Source organism: Zhongshania aquatica, assembly GCF_027257955.1.
GTDB classification, from domain to species: Bacteria; Pseudomonadota; Gammaproteobacteria; order Pseudomonadales; family Spongiibacteraceae; genus Spongiibacter; species Spongiibacter aquatica.
On sequence record NZ_JANZNQ010000005.1, the window covers coordinates 1 to 24,773 of the forward strand.

At 49.8% G+C, this 24,773-nt stretch carries 19 protein-coding genes; 9 read left to right on the forward strand and 10 right to left on the reverse strand.

Annotation, left to right across the window (positions count from 1 at the left end; all coding sequences use genetic code 11):
* Nucleotides 1–38 precede the first annotated feature (38 nt).
* The 6 genes from O9X78_RS06135 to O9X78_RS06160 all read right to left on the reverse strand — a co-directional run bounded on the left by O9X78_RS06135 (nt 39) and on the right by O9X78_RS06160 (nt 8,602).
* Complete coding sequence (locus O9X78_RS06135) at nt 39–596, reverse strand: hypothetical protein (protein ID WP_269618744.1); 558 nt, start codon at nt 594–596, stop codon at nt 39–41.
* A gap of 137 nt (nt 597–733) precedes the next feature.
* Nucleotides 734–2,872, reverse strand: a complete 2,139-nt coding sequence (locus O9X78_RS06140) for a xanthine dehydrogenase family protein molybdopterin-binding subunit (protein ID WP_269618745.1) — start codon at nt 2,870–2,872, stop codon at nt 734–736.
* On the reverse strand, nt 2,869–3,342 hold the full coding sequence (locus O9X78_RS06145) for a (2Fe-2S)-binding protein (protein WP_269618746.1): 474 nt from the start codon (nt 3,340–3,342) through the stop codon (nt 2,869–2,871). The genes O9X78_RS06140 and O9X78_RS06145 overlap by 4 nt, the downstream gene beginning before the upstream one ends.
* Before the next feature lie 245 nt (nt 3,343–3,587).
* On the reverse strand, nt 3,588–5,033 hold the full coding sequence (locus tag O9X78_RS06150) for a coniferyl aldehyde dehydrogenase (protein WP_269618747.1): 1,446 nt from the start codon (nt 5,031–5,033) through the stop codon (nt 3,588–3,590).
* Nucleotides 5,034–5,237: 204 nt separating this feature from the next.
* A complete protein-coding gene (locus O9X78_RS06155) occupies nt 5,238–6,329 on the reverse strand; it encodes an ATP-binding protein (protein WP_269618748.1) in 1,092 nt (363 codons plus the stop codon).
* A 17-nt stretch (nt 6,330–6,346) separates the two neighbouring features.
* Nucleotides 6,347–8,602, reverse strand: coding sequence for an ATPase, T2SS/T4P/T4SS family (locus O9X78_RS06160; RefSeq protein WP_269618749.1), 2,256 nt, complete (start codon nt 8,600–8,602; stop codon nt 6,347–6,349).
* 617 nt (nt 8,603–9,219) lie between these two features.
* Here O9X78_RS06160 and O9X78_RS06165 point away from each other — a divergent pair.
* The 5 genes from O9X78_RS06165 to O9X78_RS06185 all read left to right on the forward strand — a co-directional run bounded on the left by O9X78_RS06165 (nt 9,220) and on the right by O9X78_RS06185 (nt 15,758).
* Nucleotides 9,220–10,113: an MBL fold metallo-hydrolase gene (locus tag O9X78_RS06165; protein ID WP_269618750.1), complete on the forward strand. Its 894-nt coding sequence runs from the start codon at nt 9,220–9,222 to the stop codon at nt 10,111–10,113.
* A 21-nt stretch (nt 10,114–10,134) separates the two neighbouring features.
* A complete protein-coding gene (locus O9X78_RS06170; RefSeq protein ID WP_269618751.1) occupies nt 10,135–11,805 on the forward strand; it encodes a bifunctional protein tyrosine phosphatase family protein/NAD(P)/FAD-dependent oxidoreductase in 1,671 nt (556 codons plus the stop codon).
* Between the two features lie 82 nt (nt 11,806–11,887).
* A complete protein-coding gene (locus O9X78_RS06175; RefSeq protein WP_269618752.1) occupies nt 11,888–13,627 on the forward strand; it encodes a SulP family inorganic anion transporter in 1,740 nt (579 codons plus the stop codon).
* A gap of 424 nt (nt 13,628–14,051) precedes the next feature.
* Nucleotides 14,052–14,732: an OmpW/AlkL family protein gene (locus tag O9X78_RS06180; RefSeq protein ID WP_269618753.1), complete on the forward strand. Its 681-nt coding sequence runs from the start codon at nt 14,052–14,054 to the stop codon at nt 14,730–14,732.
* A gap of 342 nt (nt 14,733–15,074) precedes the next feature.
* A complete protein-coding gene (locus O9X78_RS06185; protein WP_269618754.1) occupies nt 15,075–15,758 on the forward strand; it encodes a hypothetical protein in 684 nt (227 codons plus the stop codon).
* A gap of 119 nt (nt 15,759–15,877) precedes the next feature.
* Here the strand turns inward: O9X78_RS06185 and fba are convergent, their stop codons facing one another.
* The 4 genes from fba to tkt form a co-directional block, all read right to left on the reverse strand.
* Nucleotides 15,878–16,942 (reverse strand): class II fructose-bisphosphate aldolase, encoded by a 1,065-nt coding sequence (gene fba, locus O9X78_RS06190; protein WP_269618755.1) that lies wholly within the window; start codon nt 16,940–16,942, stop codon nt 15,878–15,880.
* 69 nt (nt 16,943–17,011) lie between these two features.
* Nucleotides 17,012–18,175 (reverse strand): phosphoglycerate kinase, encoded by a 1,164-nt coding sequence (locus O9X78_RS06195; protein ID WP_269618756.1) that lies wholly within the window; start codon nt 18,173–18,175, stop codon nt 17,012–17,014.
* A gap of 143 nt (nt 18,176–18,318) precedes the next feature.
* Nucleotides 18,319–19,320, reverse strand: a complete 1,002-nt coding sequence (locus O9X78_RS06200) for a type I glyceraldehyde-3-phosphate dehydrogenase (RefSeq protein WP_269618757.1) — start codon at nt 19,318–19,320, stop codon at nt 18,319–18,321.
* Between the two features lie 15 nt (nt 19,321–19,335).
* On the reverse strand, nt 19,336–21,333 hold the full coding sequence (gene tkt, locus O9X78_RS06205) for a transketolase (protein WP_269618758.1): 1,998 nt from the start codon (nt 21,331–21,333) through the stop codon (nt 19,336–19,338).
* A 163-nt stretch (nt 21,334–21,496) separates the two neighbouring features.
* Here tkt and O9X78_RS06210 point away from each other — a divergent pair, with 163 nt between their 5' ends.
* The 4 genes from O9X78_RS06210 (at nt 21,497) to O9X78_RS06225 (ending at nt 24,729) form a co-directional block, all read left to right on the forward strand.
* Nucleotides 21,497–21,934 (forward strand): low molecular weight protein-tyrosine-phosphatase, encoded by a 438-nt coding sequence (locus tag O9X78_RS06210; protein WP_269618759.1) that lies wholly within the window; start codon nt 21,497–21,499, stop codon nt 21,932–21,934.
* A gap of 94 nt (nt 21,935–22,028) precedes the next feature.
* A complete protein-coding gene (locus O9X78_RS06215) occupies nt 22,029–23,051 on the forward strand; it encodes an ArsR/SmtB family transcription factor (RefSeq protein WP_269618760.1) in 1,023 nt (340 codons plus the stop codon).
* Nucleotides 23,052–23,087: 36 nt separating this feature from the next.
* The gene (gene metK / locus O9X78_RS06220) at nt 23,088–24,296 is read left to right on the forward strand and encodes a methionine adenosyltransferase (RefSeq protein ID WP_269618761.1); all 1,209 of its coding nucleotides are present in this window, start codon (nt 23,088–23,090) and stop codon (nt 24,294–24,296) included.
* Nucleotides 24,297–24,369: 73 nt separating this feature from the next.
* Nucleotides 24,370–24,729, forward strand: coding sequence for a four helix bundle protein (locus O9X78_RS06225; protein WP_269618762.1), 360 nt, complete (start codon nt 24,370–24,372; stop codon nt 24,727–24,729).
* The last annotated feature ends 44 nt before the right edge of the window (nt 24,730–24,773 follow it).

Consider the following 24,773-nt stretch of genomic DNA (forward strand, 5'->3'; position numbering starts at 1 on the left):
CTACTCCAACTCTTGTAATGTTCATATAGGGCTTCTCCTCATCTTCTGAATGGCAAATTGACACTTACCATTCTGGCGCATTGACGCCGCATTGCTAGGGTGAGGAGGAGTCCATCCCATTGCTTACGTTTTTTAGCTTCAAAATTGACCGCCAGCCCCGTTTCCATCGCATCTTCCAACTGCTTGCGACTTAACTCCGCAGTGACGACTTCATGCTGACCGCATTTGAGAAACGCGCTTGAACAACGTGAGAATCGACGTTCGACTGTTTCGAATGGTAGTGCTTGTCCACCCAAGGACGCGCCACGGTAAAAACGCCAGCCGCCAACATAACGAGTTTCAAAGAATACCTGATGGCGGGCGACACCCTCGTCGTCGGCAATGGTTCTAATATAACGCTGGCTAAAATTATCAACCCAGCCAATCGGCGTCTTCTTGGTAATCTTCATACCACGAAGAACCGGTTCTCTATCTGCACCGATTCGCTCATATTGAGTCAGCGCAATAATATTTTCGACGGTCAACCCTTGCTTTGCCTCTGCATGACTAGGCAGTGAAATGCAGCTAGCTAGCAAGGCCACGATTAGCAGTCTCATAGATCCTCCACGGGCAGTATCACCCTATTTTTTTATTTGACTATAGCCGGCTGCCCGAATCGTTTAAGATTCAGGCAGTAAAATTGACATTACAGTCAATAAATACGGAAGTCCGAGCTAAGTGGATTTATGAGCAACTAAAATGTGAAGAAATCTTCTCCTGCTGGTAGTTTCCGCACGCGCTTTCCGGTAGCCGCAAATAGGGCATTGGCAACCGCAGGCGCGACTACGGGCGTACCAGGCTCCCCAACGCCGCTTGGCGCCTCCGCAGAGGGCACAATGTGAACGTCTACATGAGGCATATGACGCATCCGCACCACTTTGTAGGAATCAAAGTTTTGCTGCGCAGGTTTGCCGTCCTTTAGCGTGATTTCACTGAACATGAATGGTGACAAACCAAAACCAATGCCGCCTTCCATTTGCGCAGCAATAACATCGGGATTTATGGCAACACCGCAATCGACTGCGCAGGTAACTTTCACGATCTTATATTTGCCGTCTTTTTGAGCGGCAATCTCAGCAACTTGGGCAACATAGGTGCCAAAAGACTTGTGCAGCGCTACGCCATGAAAATGGCCGTCTGGTAGAGGTTTACCCCACTGGGCTTTTTCCGCAACCAGCTTCAAAACCCCAGTATAGCGAGGCTCATCTTTAAGTAGTGCTAAACGGAAGGCCACCGGATCACGACCGGCCTTCTGCGCTAATTCATCAATAACTGTTTCCACTGCAAAGGCCGTATGGGTGGAACCAACACTACGCCACCATGAAATTGGCACGGCCTCATTGGTGTTATGTGCTTCAACACTGAGATTAGCGATAGCGTAGGGTAGGTTTGATGCCCCTTCCACAGTGGTGTGGTCTACTGAATCACTCGCACCCATTATCGACTGACCCACAATACGTTGCTGCCACGCGCTAAGCTCACCGGACACGTTTAACGATGCCTTGACGCTATGAACATACATCGGCCGGTAGTAACCACTCGCCGTATCATCCTCACGAGTCCACACCAATTTGACGGGCGCCGAACCACCCCAGGCCTTTACAATTTCTGCTAACTCCACTGCGTAATCTGACACCATAGTCGCCCTGCGGCCAAAACTGCCACCGGCATAAAGTGTATTAATGGTGACGGCCTCAGGTGCGAGTCCAAAAACCTTGGCAACATTTTGTTGGTCCCAACTTTGAGCCTGGCATCCGTACCACATATCTACACCTAAGGCGGTTTTCTGTAAGGCACAATTCATCGGTTCCATGGCCGCATGGGCCAAGAAGGGAAACTCAAACTCAACATCGACAAGATGCTCACCATTACTTAGTGCCGACGAGACATCGCCCTTAATAACCGCGCTCAAGCCTGGCTTACTAGCAAGTTTTTTGTAATCAGCAATGATGTCTTCCGAACTACGCTCACTGCCACCCTGCCATTGAAGCTTCAAAGCATCGCGGCCTTTTTTGGCCTGCCAAAAGCTGTCTGCCAATACGGCAACACCACTGGGAATCTGCACCACGGCCCTCACACCAGGCAGTGCCTTTGCGTTAGATGCATCTACAGATTTCAAGGTGGCGCCGAACAACGGTGGATGAACTACCACCGCCGTTAACATTCCGGGCCGCTGCACGTCTTGGGTGAAAATCGCCGTTCCGTCGGTTTTACCGCTATCTTTGCGGCCAAGCTTAGCTTTACCAATGAGGACAAACTCACTGGGGTCCTTCAAACTGATTTTCTTAGGGAGTGGCTGCTTAGCGGCCGCTGCTGCTAACTCGCCAAAGCTCGCATGGCGACCTGATGCGCTATGAGTAATGGTGCCTGATTGAACACCGAGACTCGATACGGCGACATTCCAACGTTGGCCTGCAGCGGCAAGCAGCATTGCTCTAGCGGTCGCACCCGCTTCACGCATTTGAGTATATGAATTGGCAATAGCCGTACTGCCGCCAGTAAGTTGCAGCCCCATGGCCAGATTTGCGTATTTTTTAGTATTGGCCGGTGCACCGAAAGACTTAACCTGAGACCAGTCCGCATCTAATTCCTCTGCGACGATAGTTGCCAAACCAGTAAATGTACCCTGCCCCATTTCCAGATGTTTGATGGTAATGACAACGGTGTTATCCGGTTGAATAGTGACAAAAGCATTGGGTTCAAAGTCGCCCGTCTCAGCATTCGCGGCGAGTACTCGACCACCTAAGCTCATCCCCAAGGTCAACGCCGCCCCCACCTGAGCGCCGCGAATTAGAAACAGTCTGCGATTTAGGCCTTCCTGAATATAGCTCATGCCACCACCTCCTTGGCGAGATTCAATGCGGCTTGTTTGATTCCTGCGCGAATCCGCTGATAGGTAGCGCAACGGCAGATATTTCCCGACATAAACTGATCGATATCGTCGTCTGTTGGCGACGGCTTATCCCGAAGTAATTTAGCTGCCGACATTAGCTGGCCCGACTGGCAGTAACCACATTGGTAAACAGCGAGATCTTCCCATGCGGCCTGCAAAGCCTTTGCTTCCGCACTGACTTCACCCTCAATCGTAGTTACATTTTGGCCCTCAACCGCTTGAACTGGCAAAGAGCAGGAGCGCATCGCATTGCCATTAAAATGCACGGTACACGCACCACATTGGGCAATCCCACAGCCGAACTTGGTGCCGGTCATTTGCAATTCGTCTCGCAAAACCCACAGCAACGGGGTATCAGGCGCAACCTCAACCTTGGTCTTTTTGCCGTTAAGCGTAAAATTTATAGCCATGGCCAATCTCCATTTTCTAGGTGGTGCTGATATCGGCGTTGCTGGTATTACTAGCCTGCAGCAACGAAATGTTAGTTGTTTGGATAATACTGATATTTGTGAGCGCTAAAGCACAGAGGAGTATGGTGACATTACTGCACCGTTATAAAATAGTCGCGCCGCTCCATGGCGGCGCTACAAGAAAATACCTAAGTATCTCTAAGAAAACTATGCCCACTATATAGGCAAGTATACGCGACGCTCGTTCAACTCTTAAATTTCACTAAGAAATTATAAAACGACGTGGCAAATTTACCATAGGGCGGACGCAAAAATGTCATCGGCGAAAACGACGCCTGATAAAATATTGGCCGCAGCTTTGAAAACGTCACAAAGCCTTCGTAACCGTGATAATGGCCCATACCACTGGGGCCAACACCGCCAAAAGGAATGTCGTGCTGAGCAACATGAAATAGCGCGTCATTTACTGTTACACCACCAGACATAATGCGCTCAATATATTGGTCTTGCAGATCACGTTTATTGGTAAAGGGGTAAATGGCCAAGGGGCGATCATGGGCATTTACATAATCAATCACGTCCTTAGGCTGATCATAAGCGATCACCAAAAGTAGCGGCCCAAAGGTTTCACGGCTGCGAATATTCATGTCAGCGGTGGTATCTAAAATCAAATGTAGAGGCATCTTACGCGTAGTTGGATCGCTGGTCTGATCACCGTGCAAATTGATCACTCGCGCGCCCTTGCTGCGCGCATCTTCTATCGTGTTTTCAAGACGTTGCAAAGAGCGACCATCAATAATTGAGGTGTAATCTGGGCTATTAATATCCGGGCAGTGCTTTTTCACCCAAGCTTGCGATGCGCTAACAAACTCTTCAACTTTACTTTGGTGAACGAACACATAATCGACGTTGGTGCAGATTTGTCCCGCATTAAACTGCTTAACAAATAAAATACGGTCAACGGCTTTTTCCAAAGAGTAATCTGGATCGATAACTGCTGGTGCTTTGCCACCCAATTCAAGTACAACAGGTGTTAAGTTTTTAGCTGCGGCAGCCATTACTGCTCGCCCGGTTTGACCGGAACCGGTAAACACCAGCAAATCAAAAGGCAGCGTTGAAAACTCGATGCCTACCTGCCCAGTCTCCTCAAAAAACGCGAGTTTTTCTGGCGGGAAATAGTTGGGAGTGATGGAAATAAGCAGCCTTGTCAGTGCGATAGAATTTTCAGACATTTTCACCATGGCACGATTACCCGCCGCAAATGCGGCAGTGATCTGGGTCATACTGAGATTGATCGGAAAATTCCAAGGAATAATGAGTCCCACCACACCAAGCGGCTGAGGAATGACTCTATTCTTGCCACCGGGAAACATCATTTGATCAACATGGCGGCGCTGAACCTTCATCCAGCCTTTCATCTTTTTGATAATGCCGTTGATACCATCGGTTACCGTAATGATCTCAGCGAACAAACTTTCATGACGTGAGCGATTGCCGTAGTCCTCAGAAATCGCATCAATTATTGCATCGCGATTTTCATTGATCATGCGTTTGAGGGTCAACAAATCCTGCTTACGCTGAGCGTAATCGGGCACTGGCGCGACAAGATAAGCTGCGCGCTGTGCGTCGAAAGCACTTTGTAGAATAGAGCCCTGCTCAATATTACTCGCTATCTCAACACTGCTATTCATACCCCGTACTCCTCATCCAAATTTTAATTATGCTTATTTTATAAAGTGGCGCTTATCCACCAAGCGTAACCCTTATCATACCCTCATCAATGTGTCAGGTGTAACCATTCAATCGGTTAAACCAAAGTACATGGCTGAGCGGATTACACATCAATCCTACTGGGAATGGCGAGAAGCGACGATATCGTCGCTTAAATCAGGCGATCAGACTTTCAACATATGGCTCTGTGCATACAACTGCTGCCAGTGACTACCTTGCTTGTTGACGACCTCGGTATCGAAATAATGCTTAACCCGACGGCGATCTTGAAGATTATCTTTTAACGTAGCGCCCAGTAAAAAATGAATTAGGTCAGCAGCTTCCATTCTGCCTTCTCGGTAGTAGTGGGCGTAGACACCCAACGCATGTGCTACCGATACCGCCTCGGCGGTAGACATCACCGCCGCTGCCAAGCGGTCGGTACTGCGGCCACTAAGGGTTACGCCGTTTCGCAACTCATGGAATACGGTTACCAGCATTTCGACGATCATCGGATCAAGCGCTATGGTCACCCCTGAACGCCGCAACAGTTTCGTCGCCTCGCGCTGCACCACGTCCATTTCGTCATTTACGTCATTAATCGCTTCTATGGTTTCAAAATTCATGCGCCGCTTTAAGGCCGCACTCATATCAAACAATCCTCTATCTAATGAGTTTGAGCTAGCGATAATATTAAAACCATCTCGTGCGTATAGCGTTGCATCTTCGCCGCTCAGTTCCGGGATTTGAATTTGGCGCTCAGACAACACCGATAAAATGGCGTCTTGAACCATCTGTGGGCAACGCGCTAATTCTTCGAATCGAACCAGTTGCCCTGCCGCCATGCCTCGATAAACAGGGCCTGGAATTAAGGCTTCCTTAGTCGGGCCATCGCGCTGCAATAAGGCCTTATTCCAATCATATAAAAGTTGGCTGTAATGGGAGACAGCCCCTCCTTGTATGGTCAGCTTGGAATGACCCGACACCGCACAAGCGAGTAGTTCAGATAGCCAAGACTTTGCTGTCCCTGGCTCACCAATAAGCATGACGCCGCGATTTGTTGCCAAAGAAATAATCACCCGACTGATCAATTCCCGCGAGGCTACAAATTTACGCTCTACGCCAAGCTCTTCATTGCCAAGGATAAAATGCTCCACCGCAAACGGAGACAGCACCCAACCTGGCGGCACAGGCGCTGTATCCCACTCACGCAATTTGGCCAGCTCTTCACTGTATGCATCTTCCGCCGCGAGCCGCTGTATTGCTTTATTTACCATTTCCGCTCCCTTCCTGATTATGCTTGCCACTGACCGCGTTTTTCTGGTGCCATCCGCTCTTCGGGTAAAATACGTGGCAACTCACTCAATGGAATATTGCCCTGTACCACGTGATCCAGCGCACTGTCTCGCATGGTAATAAGGCCGGAGTCTAGGGCTTGAGATCGCAACTCCCCCATCGGCACACGACGTGAAATACTGTCGCGCAGCTCTGCATTTAATTGCAGGTATTCGATCACCGCCACTCGGCCATGCGTACCTGTACCGTGGCAGCGCTCACAACCCTTGCCGCGAAAAGCCTTAAAATACTTGGGCACATCGCGGGGGAAGAGCTCTTTTAGTATTGCAGGATCAGCTTCCGCCTCAACCTTGCAGTGTTCGCAAATACGCTTAGCCAGGCGCTGCGCAATCACCGCCAATAGTTCGCTAGCCAGGGAATTGGGATGCACGTCTAGGTCAAACAAACGCTGCACGGCGTCAATCGCGTCGTTGCAATGCAATGTAGATAAAACGATGTGACCGGTTTGAGAGGCCCTGATCGCTTCTAGCGCCGTCTCGTGGTCACGAATTTCCCCCACCAAAATCACATCTGGATCTTGGCGAACAAATGAGCGCATCGCATCTGCAAAGTTAAACCCAATTTCAGGACGTACTCGGGTTTGTTGAATATCATCGATGGAGTACTCAATAGGATCTTCCACGGTGATGACTTTACGACTGGTGTCTTTAGCTAACATCTGTAATCCAGCGTTCAGCGTGGTGCTTTTACCCGATCCTGTCGGGCCTACCACCAACACCAGCCCCGCTGGATTAGTCAATAAACGCCGATAATGACTGGCCACTATCGGCGCCAAACCAAGACTATCGATACTAATTAATGGCGAATTCTGCGGCAGTAGGCGAATCACCACATGCTCGCCATGCAGTGACGGCTGCACCTGCACTCGCAAATCAAATCGCGACTCGCCCACCCTTACCTGCGAACGACCACTCTGGGGCAGCCGCCGCTCGGCAATGTTCATCTCGGCGCGCAGCTTTACCACATTCACAAGCCCGCGATAGCCCGCGCTACTAATTTGATAGTGATGTAAATCACGTAATTCACCGTCTATCCGCAGGCGTACACGCACCCGATCAACATACTTCTCTAGGTGAATATCGCTGGCGCGATCCGCGACCGCATCAAGCAATAAAGCCTCATACACCGCCACCATACGCGCATCGGGTGCGGCGCTATCTAGCAAGTCTTTATCTTCGTCATCACCCTTGGCGTCTTTTGACTCTAAGGCAGAACTCCCTTCTTTTACCCCGCGATTTAAAGAGCTCCACAAACGACGATAATCCACCGGCGTAACCAGCACTTTTTCAATTTTTAAACCAGGGTAAACCAGCTGGATTTCCCGCATAGTCGTTCCGGGACTCGTACAGGCAACCACAAGGTTTTCCCCCTCTATACATAGAGGTATCGCCTGCTGATGGTCGAGAAAAGCCTTTGAAAACTGCAAAAACACCTTGGGGTCTGCGCGCTTCAGTAGCTCGTCTAAGGTGCGTAGAGGCAGACCATATTGCTTGGCCATCGAGCGATACAGCTTCAGCTCGTCAAGGTGCTGAAATTTACTAATCTCGTCAACGATCAGCGTGTTGTTTACTTTGGCAAGTTCACGCGCCCTAGAAAGCAGTTCCGGCGTTATTAGGCCAAGCTCTACAAAAATCTGATCGTCATTCTGCAGTAAATCAACGTAGCCATGCTCTGTGCGCGCGATCTTATGTTGGCCGCGATTATGGTATTTCACCAAGACTAAACGCGAGGCCTCACCGGTTTCGATGCAAATAAATTGACCACCTACCGAAAGCTGCTCCCACAGATTCTCTCTATTGGAAATAGTGGGCGTAGACACCAGAATCAAGTCAAAAGGGCCATCAGCAGGCGCGCCCGCATTACCATCACCAAGGCGGAAGTCAACGTTGTGAATATTCAACTCGGCCAACTTTACCCTAGCGATATCGACAAGCTGACTATTCTTCTCGACAGCGATTACGGTGCCCGCAACCGCAGCCAATACCGCCGTGGCATATCCAACCCCGGCCCCCAAGTGAAGAACTTTGGCGTGGGAAGACAATTTACACAGCGCCAAACTGCGCTCTACCAATTCCGTAGGCGGAATACTTCGCCCAACAACCAAGTCCTGTTGTGAATTCTGAACAAAGTGCTGGCGATCAACCGCCGCAATAGCGTCGTCATACCAATGATGTTGCAGTGTATCTGCTTGCATAAACGTATTTCTTTGATGGCGGGTAATTATAAAAAATAATATATAACAAAATGACGACGCCCGTACTACGCATAAACCTACTAAGCTAATTCGACGTTGGCGCTCCGCGTCGTGTCACGATCAAACTCGTTTCTAACTTAGAGATACCAGCTCGTGCGCCCTTAATTACCCCACCGCAAGTAAAGAGCCTCCAGCAAAGTGATAAAGAGAGCCAGATACGCGCCGTGTCATTTTTGACAAACCCCTCGCCATTAATGACAAAAACAGCTATCAGAGTTGCCGCCACCACTTTTCTATAGCTATGCCAATCACAGAAAAACTATAAAAATCAATGTACTACAGCGTCACCTCATTTCACATAGCTGCTGGCACAGGAGTTGCTATTTACACATCAAAGAACTTTATGGAATATACTTATTCCTTAATTGAATAAGAGAATTACAACGTAAGGGCAGAAATCGCTATGGACACGCTAATACAAATTGTCACGACAACCAGCTTACACGCTCCTTTTCCGACAGCGATAGGATCAGCCAGTTTTTACCGAAATTTAGGCAATAGCGCCTCCAAATGAACAACGCGTATTAACGATATCAGGTACAACAGGAGATACTCGCATGAACAACACTAGCCTACCGGTAGATTTCGACCACAAACCAGAGGTGATTCCGTTTTTCGACAAGGACACCAATACCTTTTCATATATCGTAAAAGATCCCACATCGACATCCTGTGCGGTGGTCGACTCAGTTATGGAATTGGATTATGCCGCAGGTCGCACCAGCCTAGATGGCGCGGACAAGATTATTGAACACATCCGAGACCACGGTCTGACACTGGAGTGGCTGATTGAAACCCATGTGCACGCTGACCATCTTTCCGCCGCGCCCTATATCAAGGAAAAACTGGGCGGCAAGATTGGCATTGGCGCCAAGATCACCATTGTTCAAGATACCTTCGCCACCGTATTTAACACCGGTACGGAATTCGCCCACGATGGCTCTCAATTCGACCATCTTTTTGAAGATGGCGAAGAATATCTAGTTGGCAATATGCGCTGCGTCGCCATTCACACACCCGGACATACACCGGCTTGTATGGTGCACCTAATGGGTGATGCCGCCTTTGTTGGCGATACCCTTTTTATGCCTGACGGCGGCACAGCCCGCGCAGACTTCCCCGGCGGCAATGCCCGCGTACTATACCACTCGATACAACGCGTGCTGGCGCTACCTGAGGTGGTTCGTCTATTCATGTGCCACGACTATATGCCCAATGGTCGCGAAGTTGAGTTTGAAACCACGGTCGCCGAAGAGAAGGCCAAAAATATTCATGTTCATGAAGGAGTCAGCGAAGACGAGTTTGTCGCAATGCGAGAAGCCCGCGACGCAACACTAGGTATGCCGCGACTAATTTTGCCGTCACTGCAGGTAAATATGCGCGCCGGGCACCTACCGGATCCAGACAACAATGGCACGGTATACCTGAAATTACCGCTAAACCTGCTTTAGACAAGCGCGAGGATCTCTAGTATGGATTTAAAAGAACTCGACACTGGCCTCAGTGTTTCCGGCCAAGTATGTGCCGCCGACCTCGATGCATTGTCAGCCAGAGGCGTAAAACACCTAATCTGCAACCGCCCCGACGGCGAAGGTGCCGATCAACCCAACTTTAGCGAAATTGCCCAAAAAGCAGAAAGCTTAGGCATGACCACCCACTACCTGCCGGTAATTACAGGTCGCGTCAGCGATGACATCGCCGAAGAATTTGGAAAAATACTGGCCAATGCCGAAGGCCACGTACACGCGTTCTGCCGAAGCGGCATGCGCTCTACAACATTATGGGCACTGTCGCAGGGAAGGAAAAAACCGCTATCGGAAATAGTTAATCAAGCGAAAAAAGCCGGGTACGACATGACCGGCGTTGCCGCCCGCATCGGCGGCTCAGACAACGCCGATAACGGTCATCGTTTAGCAAAATACGATGTGGTCATCGTTGGGGCCGGTGCTGGCGGCATATCCGTCGCATCGAGCCTACTAGCACGTCAACACAACATCAACATAGCCATTGTTGACCCCGCCGACATTCATTACTACCAACCCGGCTGGACCTTTGTCGGCAGCGGCATCTTCAAGCCCGAGTATACTGCTCGCACAATGGCCTCACTGATTCCGAATGACGTGGATTGGATCAAAGCCGCCGTCGCGGCCTTCGACCCCGAGCGCAACACCGTGATTTTAGAAGGCTGTCGCCTGCTACACTACGAACGCTTGGTCGTTGCTCCGGGCCTAAAACTAAACTGGGATGGCATTGAAGGCCTAGTCGATACCCTCGGCCGCAATGGTGTCACCTCCAACTATCGCTACGATCTAGCCCCCTATACTTGGGAGCTGGTACAAAATCTGCGCAACGGAAAAGCTCTTTTCACCCAGCCTCCCATGCCAATCAAGTGCGCAGGCGCGCCGCAAAAAGCGATGTACCTGTCTGCAGACTATTGGTACAAACAGGACTATCTGAAAAATATTGATGTCGAGTTTTACAACACCGGCGCCGTATTGTTTGGAGTAGAGGCCTATGTACCCGCGCTAATGGAATATATAAAGAAATACGACGCCCAACTTAATTTCAATCACCAACTGGTAAAAATCGACGGCTACAAAAAGCTCGCGTGGTTCGAAACCAAGGACGCCCAAGGTGAAACCACAACGATCGAACGGCCCTTCGACATGATCCACGTAGTTCCGCCACAGTGTGCACCGGACTTCATCCGCAATAGCCCCCTAGCTGACGCCGCTGGCTGGGTAGACGTGGATCAGAATACCTTACGCCACAAGAAGTTTGACAATATATGGTCGCTCGGCGACGTCATGAACGCACCCAACGCGAAAACCGCAGCGGCGGCGCGCAAGCAAGCACCGGTAGTGGCCAATAATGTACTCGCTGATATGGGTAAAACACGAGGCATCGCCCACTATGACGGCTATGGCTCCTGTCCGCTCACCGTAGAGCGAGGCAAGATTGTATTGGCGGAGTTTGGCTATGGCGGCAAGTTAATGCCCAGCTTCCCACGCTGGCTCGTCAACGGGCAGAAACCCACGCGGCTAGCTTGGTTGTTAAAGGAGCGGCTGCTGCCACCCCTCTATTGGGACGGTATGCTTCGCGGCCGTGAGTGGATGGCCAAGCCGGTGATTGGCGAGGACTAATTATCACTACGCACGGCACAATGCCTCACCGAACTCGTCTAGCGGGCTGCGGTGGGGTAACAATAAACATTGGGTCGACCCTATGAAGCAACTTCAAAAATACCTGCCTATTCTCGATTGGGGCAGTAAATACACCAAGCAAACACTGATGAGTGATCTGCTTGCGGCGATCATTGTCACTATTATGTTGATCCCGCAATCACTCGCCTATGCATTGCTCGCAGGCCTACCTCCCGAAGTGGGTCTATACGCCAGCATCACCCCACTGATTGCCTACGGGATTTTTGGTAGCAGCCGAACACTGGCGGTCGGCCCTGTCGCCGTTGCATCACTAATGACCGCCGCCGCCGCGGGACAAGTTGCCAACGGCGGCACCGCAGAATACCTCGCCGCCGCCGTTTTGATGGCAGCAATATCCGGTATTTTCCTGTTGGTCATGGGGATATTAAAAATGGGCTTTTTGGCCAATTTTCTATCCCACCCCGTTATTGCCGGATTCATTACCGCCTCGGGAATCATCATCGCCTTCAGCCAGCTCAAACATATTCTCGGCATAAGCGCGCACGGCGAAAACCTATTACAGCTTATCATCAGCGTGGTAAATCACATTGGCGATACCAATATCTACACAATGATGGTGGGCATTCCGGTATTACTGTTTTTGTTCTGGGTAAGAAGTGGCTTAAAACCCTTATTAGTTAAAATGGGAGCCTCGCCTTTTGCGGCTAGTATGCTCGCCAAAACCGGCCCCGTGTTTGGCGTGATTGGCACCAGCGTTGCTGCCTACTCCCTCGACTTAGGCAGTAAGGGTGTTTCTCTGGTAGGCGCGGTGCCCACCGGCCTACCCAGCTTTGTTATGCCCAATTTCCTTAACCCCGCGTGGAAAGAACTACTGATTTCAGCGATATTTATTTCAATAATTGGCTTCGTCGAATCCGTATCGGTAGGGCATACGCTAGCCGCAAAACGCCGCCAGAAAATTTCGCCTGACCAAGAATTGATCGGCCTTGGCGCAGCCAATATGGCATCGGCCATGTCGGGCGGCTATCCAGTAACCGGCGGATTTGCCCGCAGCGTAGTAAATTTCGACGCCGGTGCAGAAACCCCTGCGGCGGGTATATTCACTGCTATCGGCATTGGACTCGCCGCTATATTCTTCACCCCCTACTTAGCCTATTTACCAACAGCAACGTTAGCTGCGACGATCATCGTGGCGGTGCTTTCGCTAGTCGATTTTTCGATTATCAAAAAGACATGGCAATTTGCTCGCTCAGACTTTGTTGCAGTAATCACCACCATTGGCTTCACCTTAAGTATGGGTGTCGAAACGGGCGTTGCTTGCGGCGTATTTGCCTCACTTGCACTTCATCTCTACAAAACATCAAAGCCTCATATGGCGGTTATCGGCGAAGTACCTGGCACCGAACATTTCCGCAATATTGATCGGCATGAGGTTATTACACACAAGGAAATCCTATCTCTGCGTGTTGACGAAAGCCTGTATTTCGCCAACGCAGGCTACATAGAAGACCGCATCTACAGTCTACTAGAAACGTACCCGGACACCCGGCATGTAATTCTTTTATGTACCGCCGTCAATGAAATAGACCTCAGTGCCCTAGAGGCACTGGAGTCCATCAACCATCGCCTCAAAGACGCCGGCATCAAGCTGCACTTGTCCGAGGTAAAAGGCCCAGTTATGGATATGCTCAAAAAAACCAAATTCTTAGATCAGCTAAGTGGAAAGGTATTCTTAACCCATCATTTGGCATTCAACGCTGCAATGAATGACACCGGTGGACAAGCCGAATGGACGATTTAAAGAATTAAATTCATGCACTCTCATTGCTCCTGCCACCGCCGTGCTTTTTGGGCGGTGGCTTTTTCTTTAACGTCACATGATTAAGACAATACCGCCATCAAGACAATCACTACACAAAAACTAAAATACGGTTATCACTCATAAAAACTTACACTCCTGTAGGTCGCTATATTGCAGGTTCAACTACAACAGTCGCAAACAACCATGACGTCGCGGCGCCGCAATCGCCCTACCACTTGAAATCCACTCCGTCGACGCCGAATCAATAAGTGGCATTTCTCTACTAACCATCCTCCTCGCAACTATTTCGAAAAATTAAATTACAAATTCAAACTTTCTTGTTGTAAATCAAATTTTGAATTCAAGATTAGGCGTCTAATGAGCAGGTAGGAGAAAACACAATTTTGAGATATGGAGAGCAGTTATGAAAATGTTAAAAGCAGCAGCTTATGTTGTGACAGGGGTGAGCCTGTCCTTTTCCGCGCTAGCTTATGAAGCGGGAGATTGGATAGTACGCGCGGGTGTAACGCAAGTCGCCCCAGACGAATCTAGCTCCGTTGTCAGCGTTAACGGCGACAATGGTGCGGCACTCGGTACCAACAGCGGTGTCGGCGTAGATAACGATGAGCAACTGGGTTTGAATATTCAATATATGCTAAACAAACAATGGGGGGTGGAATTACTTGCGGCAACCCCATTCAAACATAAGGTTAACGGCACAGGAGATCTAGCTGGGCTGGATATCGGAGAAGGCAAACAGCTACCACCAACCTTAAGCGCAGTATATTACTTCGATACCGGTTCGGCCTTTATGCCTTACTTCGGCGCAGGCATTAACTACACGGTGTTTTTTGACGCGGAACCAAGCGATTCATTAAAGTCTGCGCTAGGTGCCTCTAAAATGAAGATGGACGATTCTATTGGCCTTGCAGTTCAGGTAGGCGTCGACTACAAAATTAATACGCACTGGCTTGTAAATGCTTCTGTGCGAAAAATAGATATCGAAACCGATGCCACTATTGACCTAAGCAACGGTGACAGAGTCGATGTAAATGTTGATATCGATCCCTATGTTTATACACTATCAGTGGGTTATGTTTTTTAAAAAGTTAACTTTAAAAGCCAAACACCTCCACAAATTGAATAGGGGGTGTTTTATTTTAAGCATATAAAATATTAAAAAATCTGCGTTCAGCCTTCTTATCGCTACATCAATAATAACGATCTAAGCCAAACATCTATATTTATTAGAGAGATTCATCTGCCCACCACTCCTCATTACGAAATATATTTTCTACCGAGCACGTTTTAACCCCCCTCAGTCAAAGTAAAGTTCAAATTAAACTGACACACTATTACTCACCAAAACAAAATGCGAAATTAGACCTAGAATCCAACTACCCGAATAACTACTATAGGCTTACTTACCAATTCTAAGGACAGGACAATGCTTCCACGATCGCACCTCGCTGGCGCTTGGTCAGGCTTCATGTTTATTATTTTTTTAGGGGTCGGCATGCTGCTATTTGCCGACTTTATCCCCGCACATAAACCCAGCGCATCTGCAGCTGAAATCGCCTTGATATACCAGAATAATCTAAACGGCATTCGCGTAGGCATGTTATTTATGATGTTCGCGTCATCACTTTATATCGCGTGGGTCATAAGTCTGTCAGCTGCCATTAAAACAATAGAAGGGGACAACGGCTTTTTAAGCCCCGGCCAACTGATTGGTGGCTCCATTGGCAGCCTGTTTTTTTTGTTACCTGCGTTTTTCTTCGAGTTCGCCGCGTTCAGGCCCGAACGAGACGCAGAACTCGTTTTACTTTTAAATGATATTGGATGGCTCCTCTTAATCACACCTGCACCGCCATTCTTGCTGCAAGCTATCAGCCTGGGCGCAGCAATACTAATCGATAAACGCTCGACGCCAATATTTCCACGCTGGTCGGGATACTTTACTTTATGGGTGGCCGTTTTACTGATTCCGGCCATTTTGCCGTTTTTCTTTAAGACCAATATATTCGCATGGAACGGCTTATTCCCATTCTGGATACCACTTGCGATTTTTGGCGCGTGGATTTCAATTATGAGTTATTTATTATTCTCGGCCATCAAACGCCAAGCATGATCGGATTAGACGTTTAAAGCGTGCTGTTATTAAATAGTTAAAATAAATGGTATCAGCAGGATTTAACAAAAATAGAATATAGGACTGCGCGGTCACCGCGCAGCCCTAGACAAAAAGCACTACTTAACTTTGGGGTTTAAACGGCCTGAGTCATATTCCATATACATGGCTTCCAAACTCAACGGTTTAATTTTAGAGGCATTACCCGCTGTACCAAACGCTTCATAACGTGCGACACAAATCGCCTTCATCTCTTTAATCGTTTCTTGCAGATATTTACGCGGATCAAATTCGCTTGGGTTTTGCGCCATAAAACGGCGGATTGCGCCAGTCGATGCCAAACGCAGGTCGGTATCGATGTTTACTTTACGCACACCGTATTTAATACCTTCGGCAATCTGCTCAACCGGTACACCATAGGTTTCAGGAATCTTGCCGCCGTATTCATTAATAATCGCGAGCCAATCCTGCGGTACGCTAGAGCTGCCATGCATAACCAGATGCGTGTCTGGAATACGTGCGTGAATCGCTTTAATACGGTCAATTGCCAAAATATCGCCTGTCGGTGGACGGGTAAACTTGTAAGCGCCGTGGCTAGTACCACAGGCAATTGCCAAGGCATCTACACCAGTTTTAGTGACAAAATCCGCCGCCTCTTCCGGGTCAGTCAACATTTGGTCGTGAGACAAAATGCCCTCTGCGCCAACGCCGTCCTCTTCGCCCGCTTGACCCGTTTCAAGTGAGCCCAAGCAACCCAATTCACCCTCAACTGAAACGCCGCAAGCGTGGGCCATGTCCACGACTTTACGAGTCACATCGACGTTATAGTCATACTCAGCTGGTGTTTTGCCATCTTCTAATAATGAACCGTCCATCATTACCGAGCTAAAGCCCAACTGCATTGAGCGCTGGCAAATAGCAGGACTAGTACCGTGATCCTGGTGCATGACCACTGGAATTTCAGGAAATTCTTCAATTGCCGCCAAAATCATGTGACGCAGAAAAGGGGCGCCAGCATACTTACGTGCACCCGCAGATGCCTGCATGATAACGGGACTATTTGTCTCACGCGCCGCTTCCATAATGGCGCGGGTTTGCTCTAGGTTATTAACATTAAATGCGGGTACGCCGTAAGCATATTCGGCGGCGTGATCCAACATTTGACGCAGACTGATAAGTGCCATTGTGAGTTCCTTTTAAGTTTTACTAAATTCGTTGTTTGCGATTCGCCAAGACGTTTAAGCTCAAAGCAATTAAGCTTTTGCCCGCTCTTCTAATATCGCCACGGCAGGCAACACTTTGCCTTCCACATACTCCAAAAACGCACCACCGCCAGTCGAGATATACGACACCTTATCGGCAATGCCAAACTTATCGACAGCGGCTAGGGTATCACCACCACCAGCAATGGAAAATGCGCTCGACTCGGCAATGGCGCGGGCAATATCTTCGGTGCCGTCGGCAAATTGATCGAACTCAAATACGCCAACAGGGCCATTCCAGATGATAGTGCCGGCCTGTTTCAGTATTTCGGCAAGGCAGGCAGATGAGACGGGGCCGATATCAAAAATCATATCGTCGTCACCCACGTTTTCAACCGGACGCAGCGTTGCTGGCTCATTGGCATCGAATTTCTTACCAGTAATCACGTCCGTTGGAATCGGGATATGACACTTCTCCATCAACGCCTTCGCCTTTGGAATCAAGTCTTCTTCATATAAAGACTTACCAACGTTATAACCCGCCGCTGCCAAGAAGGTATTAGCGATACCGCCGCCAACAACGAGCTGATCTACCTTATCTGACAATGTTTCTAGCACGGTCAATTTCGTTGATACCTTTGAGCCACCGACGATAGCCACAAATGGACGCGCTGGATTCGCCAGAGCGCGCTCCAAATTATCTAATTCACTCGCTAACAAAGGCCCCGCGCAGGCAATAGGAGCGAACTTAGCCACACCGTGAGTCGATGCTTGCGCGCGATGCGCTGTACCAAAGGCGTCCATCACAAACACATCACACAACGCGGCATAGGCTTTCGATAATGTCTCGTCGTCTTTTTTCTCACCAGTGTTAAAGCGCACATTCTCAAGCAGGGCGAGCTGGCCATTTTCTAGCGACACGCCGCTTTGCCAATCATCCAGTAGCGCTACCGGTGCACCCAATGCCTCACTTAAATAATCTGCTACTGGTTTGAGCGAGTATTGCGCATCAAACTCTCCCTCTGTGGGGCGTCCAAGATGAGACATGACAATAACTTTGGCACCGGCTTCCATTGCCAACTTCAAGGTTGGCAGAGCGGCGCGCAGACGCGCATCTGAACTTACCTTACCATCGGCGATGGGTACATTGAGATCTTCTCGAATGAGTACCCGCTTCCCGGCCAAATCCAAATCCTGCATTCTAATTACTGCCATGTTCTATTCCTTGTTATCTCTACAGCCATCAGGTTCTATAAAACCGGTTTGGCTTGTCCAATTAAAACGTTTTACCAGCGCCACTATCTTTGGAACTGGCCAAAAACATCATGCAAGAATCGCGCTGACCTAAATAAAGTACGCTACTGCAGCCAATGCGCGGTCACATCCAACATACGATTGGCATATCCCCATTCGTTGTCGAACCACGTAAATAAACTGACCAACTCCCCCGCTACGCGGGTTTGCCCGGCATCGACAATGGCCGAACGTGGATCGTGGTTAAAATCACAGGATGCCAGCGGTTCGTTGCTATAACCTAATATTCCTGACAAGCGACCGCTTGCCGCCATTTTTAAGGCTGCATTCACATCGTCAACGCTCACGTCAGCATCTAGACTGACAGTCAGCTCCATCGCCGACACATTGTGCGTTGGAATACGCACTGCACGGGCAGCAAAACGCCCATCAAGCTCAGGAATAATACGGCCAATGCCCGCGGCCAAACCCGTATCTACCGGAATCATTGAAAGGCCCGCTGCGCGAGTTTTCCGCAAATCCGTATGATGATATGCATCTAATACTGGCTGATCATTCATCGCCGAGTGAATCGTGGTAATACAGCCAGAGCGAACGCCAAAGGCTTTATTCAACACATCAATTACCGGCACAATACCGTTTGTGGTGCACGACGCGTTCGACACAATACGTTGCTCAGGATTAAGTTCTTGGTGATTCAAGCCATAAACAATGGTCGGAATGCCGGACTCGCCAGGCTGAGACAACAAAACATGACGAGCACCGCGCTCGATATGGGCCTCTAAATCAGCGTAGCGACTGATCACACCCGAGCATTCCAAAACCACATCAACGTTGTGACGAGACCAGTCTACATTCGCCATCTCGTCGTGATGGCTAACCGAAATCACATCGTCATTAATCACTAAACTGTCGTGACGATGTTCAACCGTACCGGGAAAGCGGCCATGGGTGCTATCGTATCGAGTTAAGTGCGCAATCGTCGCCAAATCCGCCGGTTCATTAATGGCGACAATCTGCATGTTTGCCCGCAAAGGCGATTCGTAAAGGGCGCGCAATACACAGCGCCCTATGCGGCCGTATCCGTTTATGGCCAGTCGTAGCATTAGAATCTGCTCACACTAATCTAAACAGTCTTCAACGGCGTCAACCACCGCGTCAGTCGTGATGCCAAAATATTCAAACAAGGCGTCAGCCGGTGCGGACTCACCGAAACTGTCCATGCCGACAATACGACCATCGAGACCAACGTATTTGTACCAGTAGTCGCGGTGGGCGGCTTCAACGGCAACACGGGTCGGCACATTACTTGGCAATACAGACTCGCGGTAGTCGCCGTCTTGGCTGTCGAATACGTCGGTGCTTGGCATAGAGACAACGCGTACTTTCTTGCCTTTGGCACTCAATACTTCTTGGGCCGCCATCGCCAGCTTCACTTCTGACCCGGTGGCAATAATGATGGCCTCTGGCTCGCCGTCGCAATCGCTTAAGACATAAGCACCCCGGGCAACGTTGGCCAATTGCTCAGCATCGCGCTGCTGATGTGGCAAACCTTGGCGGGTGAAAATTAATGCGGTTGGCCCATCAGTTCTTTCCAACGCGGCCTTCCACGCTACCGCAGATTCAGTCATATCACAGGGGCGCCACAACGACATATTTGGCGTACCACGCAAACTGGCTATTTGCTCAATGGGCTGATGGGTCGGCCCATCTTCACCCAAACCAATAGAATCATGGGTGTAAATATGAATAACACGCTGCCCCATGATCGCTGCCATACGCACTGCGTTACGGGCGTATTCCATAAATACTAAGAAGGTTGAGCCGTAGTTAATGAAGCCACCGTGCAGAGCGATACCATTCATCATCGCCGACATACCAAACTCGCGAACACCGTAGTGCAGGTAGTTGCCGCTAGCGTCTTTGGCGCTGATGGATTTAGCTCCCTTCCAGATCGTCAAGTTTGAACCCGCCAAATCTGCTGAGCCACCAAACAGTTCTGGCAACATCGCGCCGTAAGCGTCTAGACAAAGTTGCGAGGCTTTGCGGGTAGCAACATCCTTCGACTCCGCTTGGCACTGCGCAATATAAGCATCGGCTTTAGCCGCAAAATCAGCAGGTAAGTCACCCGCCGAGCGACGAGCAAACTCAGCAGCTAACTCTGGGTATTCCGCTGCATAAGCATCAAAACGTTCATCCCATGCCGCTTCTAGGGCTTTACCCTTGTCCTGCGCATTCCATTCGTCATAGATTTCTTCAGGAATTTCAAACGCCGGGTATGGCCAGCCCAAAGCTTCTCGGGTCAAGGCGATTTCTGCCTCGCCAAGCGCTGCGCCATGGCTTTCTTCTTTACCCTGCTTGTTCGGTGAGCCTTTACCAATGATCGTTTTGCAGCAAATCAATGTTGGCTTATCAGTCTCGGCACGAGCGGCTTCAATGGCGCGGGCGATCTCTGCACTGTTGTGGCCATCAACGGCGGGGATAACATGCCAGCCGTATGCTTCAAAGCGAGCTGGGGTGTCGTCGGTAAACCAGCCCTCGACTTCGCCATCAATCGAAATACCATTGTCGTCATAAAAGGCGACCAGCTTGCCCAAGCCCAAAGTGCCAGCAAGCGAACACACCTCATGGGAAATACCTTCCATCATGCAACCGTCGCCAAGGAAGGTATAAGTGTAATGATCAACGATATCGAAACCGTCGCGGTTGAATTGCGCAGCCAACACTTTTTCTGCAACCGCCATACCCACCGCGTTGGCAATACCTTGACCTAAGGGGCCAGTGGTGGTTTCTACGCCCGGTGTATAACCGTATTCAGGGTGACCGGGAGTGCGGCTGTGCAGCTGGCGGAATTGCTGCAGGTCTTCAATCGCTAAATCGTAGCCGGTGAGATGCAACAAGGAGTAAATAAGCATGGAGCCGTGGCCATTAGAAAGCACAAAGCGGTCACGGTTTACCCAAGACGGGTTATTGGGATTGTGCTGCAAATAATCGCGCCACAATACTTCGGCAATATCTGCCATCCCCATTGGGGCGCCTGGGTGACCAGAATTGGCTTTCTGAACGGCATCCATACTGAGGGCGCGAATGGCGTTAGCGAGATCACTGCGAGAAGGCATTGGTTGCTCCTGAAATTTTAGCGGGCTGCAAAGAGGCGGTATTTTCCCCTACCGGCGCCCAGACAGCAAATAGCAGAACCGTAAAAATGGCCAATTTACTTGCGCCATTTGCCATCCACAGCGAAAATCATTGCCTCAACGAACAAATCAGGCTCAAAACCCCATGTTCAACAATATTTTGATGGTATGCGTTGGCAATATTTGCCGCAGCCCAACCGCCGAATACATGCTCAAGCACAAGCTCGCTCACAAACCAAATGTGATCATCCACTCCGCAGGTCTCGGTGCACTAGTAGACAAACCCATCGACCCAAGTGCGGGGCAATTACTCACCGCCAACGGCATCGATGCAAGCGCCCACCGCGCCCGTCAACTCAACACCGAAATGCTACTCAAGGCAGATTTAATATTGGTGATGGAACAGCGTCACATAAAGGGCGTCACTGACCTCGCCCAACAAGTCAGCGGGAAAACCTTTTTGCTTGGCAAATGGTCGCAAAATCAAGCCGTTCCAGATCCCTACCGAAAAAGCATGGAAGCCTTTGAGCATGTTTACGGGCAAATGGATCAGTTCACCAATGACTGGCTGAAGTATTTGTAAAAGAGTCGGACGCAAGATGTCAGACGACTGACACCAAAGAAATCTATATCAATATATTTTGATATAGATAAAAAGCCCTGCTACACTGCGCAGCATGAACACTGCCGTCAAGACAAATACCCGTACTCCTGCGCTAGATACCGAGCTTTTGCAACTTTGCAAAGCGGGCGGTGATTCGCTGCGTTTACTGGTTTTGCGGGTATTAAGCCGCGACGCCTACTCTGTTCAGGAGCTTTGCCACATTCTCGATTGCCGACAGTCGGGTATGAGCCATCATCTTAAAACCCTGACGACGGCAGGGCTGATCACAAAACGTCGCGAAGGTAATAGCCTTTTTTATCGACGAACCTATACACCGAGTCACCCCGACCTCAGCGAGCTTCACGATGCTCTGCTCAACAGCGCTGACCTCATCATCTTGGCCCAGGATCAACAAACACGACTGGAGCAGGTGTACCTAGAGCGGGCGGAGCGCTCGCGAGCATTTTTTGCAGAGCACGCCGGTGAATTCGGTGAGCAGCAAGAACAAATGGTGGCCTACGGTGTTTACGGTCAAAGCTGTTTAGAACTGCTGCGCAGCAGCCAAGCGGCTGGCGGCAAGCTAGCCATTGAAGTCGGCCCCGGCGAAGGCGCATTTTTAGCTGAGCTATCACCTCACTATGAGAAAGTGATTGCCGTGGACAATGCCGAGGCGATGCTGAATAGAGCCCATGAATTTATAAACCAACACGCCTTGAACAACGTATCGTTCATTCTTGGTGATAGTCGGGACCCCAGCCTGCAGCAAAACGCGGCTGACTGTGTGATCACCAATATGGTCTTACACCATGTACCGTCACCGGCAGATATTTTCAAAGACGCCGCTCGCCTGCTTCGACCCGGCGGTATTTTTTGCGTTACCGATTTATGCCGCCACGATCAAAGCTGGGCAAGAGATGCCTGCGGTGATTTGTGGCTGGGCTTTGAGCCCGACGATTTAACGGAGTGGGCACAGGCCAGTGGTCTGCAGGACGGCCCCGCTGCGTACTTAGCTCAACTCAATGGATTTCGCGTACAAGTTCGGCAATTTATAAAGCCGGATCATGTTCAACTTCACACCAAGAACCGCAGCGTTTAAAAAAACGTCGGCAATTAAAACAGAGGACCCAGCAACATGTCTGACTACAGTATCTTTACATCAGAGTCGGTGTCGGAAGGACATCCGGACAAAATGGCCGATCAGATTTCTGATGCCGTACTAGACGCGATTATCGCCCGTGACAAATACGCCCGCGTTGCAGTGGAAACGCTGGTAAAAACCGGCATGGCAATCGTCGCTGGTGAAGTCACCACCTCGTGCTATGTCGATTTAGAAGACATCATTCGCGACGTGATTACCGGCATCGGCTACAACAGCTCAGACGTCGGTTTTGACGGCGCGAGCTGCGCAGTACTCAACGCCATTGGCAAACAATCTGTCGACATTAACCAAGGTGTGGACCGCGCCAAGCCAGAAGACCAAGGTGCTGGCGACCAGGGCTTGATGTTTGGTTACGCAACTAACGAAACGCCGTCCTTAATGCCTGCGCCGTTGTTCTACTCTCACCGCCTTGTTGAGCGCCAAGCATACCTGCGTAAAAACGGGGTATTGCCGTGGCTGCGTCCAGATGCCAAAAGCCAAGTGACTCTACGCTATGAAAATGGCGTGCCAGTTGCTATCGACGCGGTGGTTTTATCCACCCAGCACAACCCAGAAATTTCACTGAGCGACTTACAAGAAGCCGTGCGTGAAGAGATTATTAAAAACGTATTGCCTGCAGAGCTGCTGCACGCAGGCACCAAATACCACATCAACCCCACCGGCAAATTTGTCATCGGCGGCCCAGTAGGCGACTGCGGCTTAACTGGTCGCAAAATTATCGTAGACACCTACGGCGGTATGGCACGTCACGGCGGCGGTGCGTTCTCGGGTAAAGACCCATCAAAGGTTGACCGCAGCGCGGCGTATGCTGGTCGTTATGTTGCCAAGAATATCGTGGCGGCAGGCCTAGCCGATCGCTGTGAAATTCAAGTGTCTTACGCAATCGGTGTTGCAGAACCAACCTCTATCTCAATCAACACCTTTGGCACCGGCAAAGTCAGCGACGATAAATTAATCGCCGCAGTACGTGACGTGTTTGACCTACGCCCCTACGGCATCACCAAAATGCTGGATCTGGCTCACCCCATGTATCAACCGACCGCCGCCTACGGTCACTTCGGTCGCGATCCCTACGAACACACTTACACGTGGAAAGAGAACGGCGAAACCAAATCTGAAACCAGCACTGCATTTAGCTGGGAGAAAACAGATCGGGCGGAGGCGTTGAAGGCAGCGCTATAACTCGGGAGAGGCTTGACGGGAGACGGTATACGCACAACCTTCTAAGCCGCTCAAAAATATTAGGAGAGTTGCCATGGAACGGCGACATATAAGAATGGATGTCTGGCAGGATGCTGTCGCACTGGTTCATCAAATATATGAATTCAGCTCAGCATTCCCCCAAGACGAACGGTTTGGACTGACCAGCCAAATGCGTCGCTCGGCTGTTAGTGTTCCGAGCAATATCGCAGAGGGGGCCGCCAGAGGCTCTGACAAAGAGTTTTTACGGTTTTTATATATTGCGAGGGGCTCTCTCGCAGAGCTAGAAACCCAAATGATTATAGCCACACAACTAGGTTATATAAACGAACAAGAAAATTGGCAGCCAGCCTTGGAACGCGTTTTCGCAAAACTAGCTGCACTAATTAACCGACTTAGGGCGAGTATCGGCTGATACGCATTTGCGTCTCCCATCTCCCGTCCAGCATTTAGCTTACA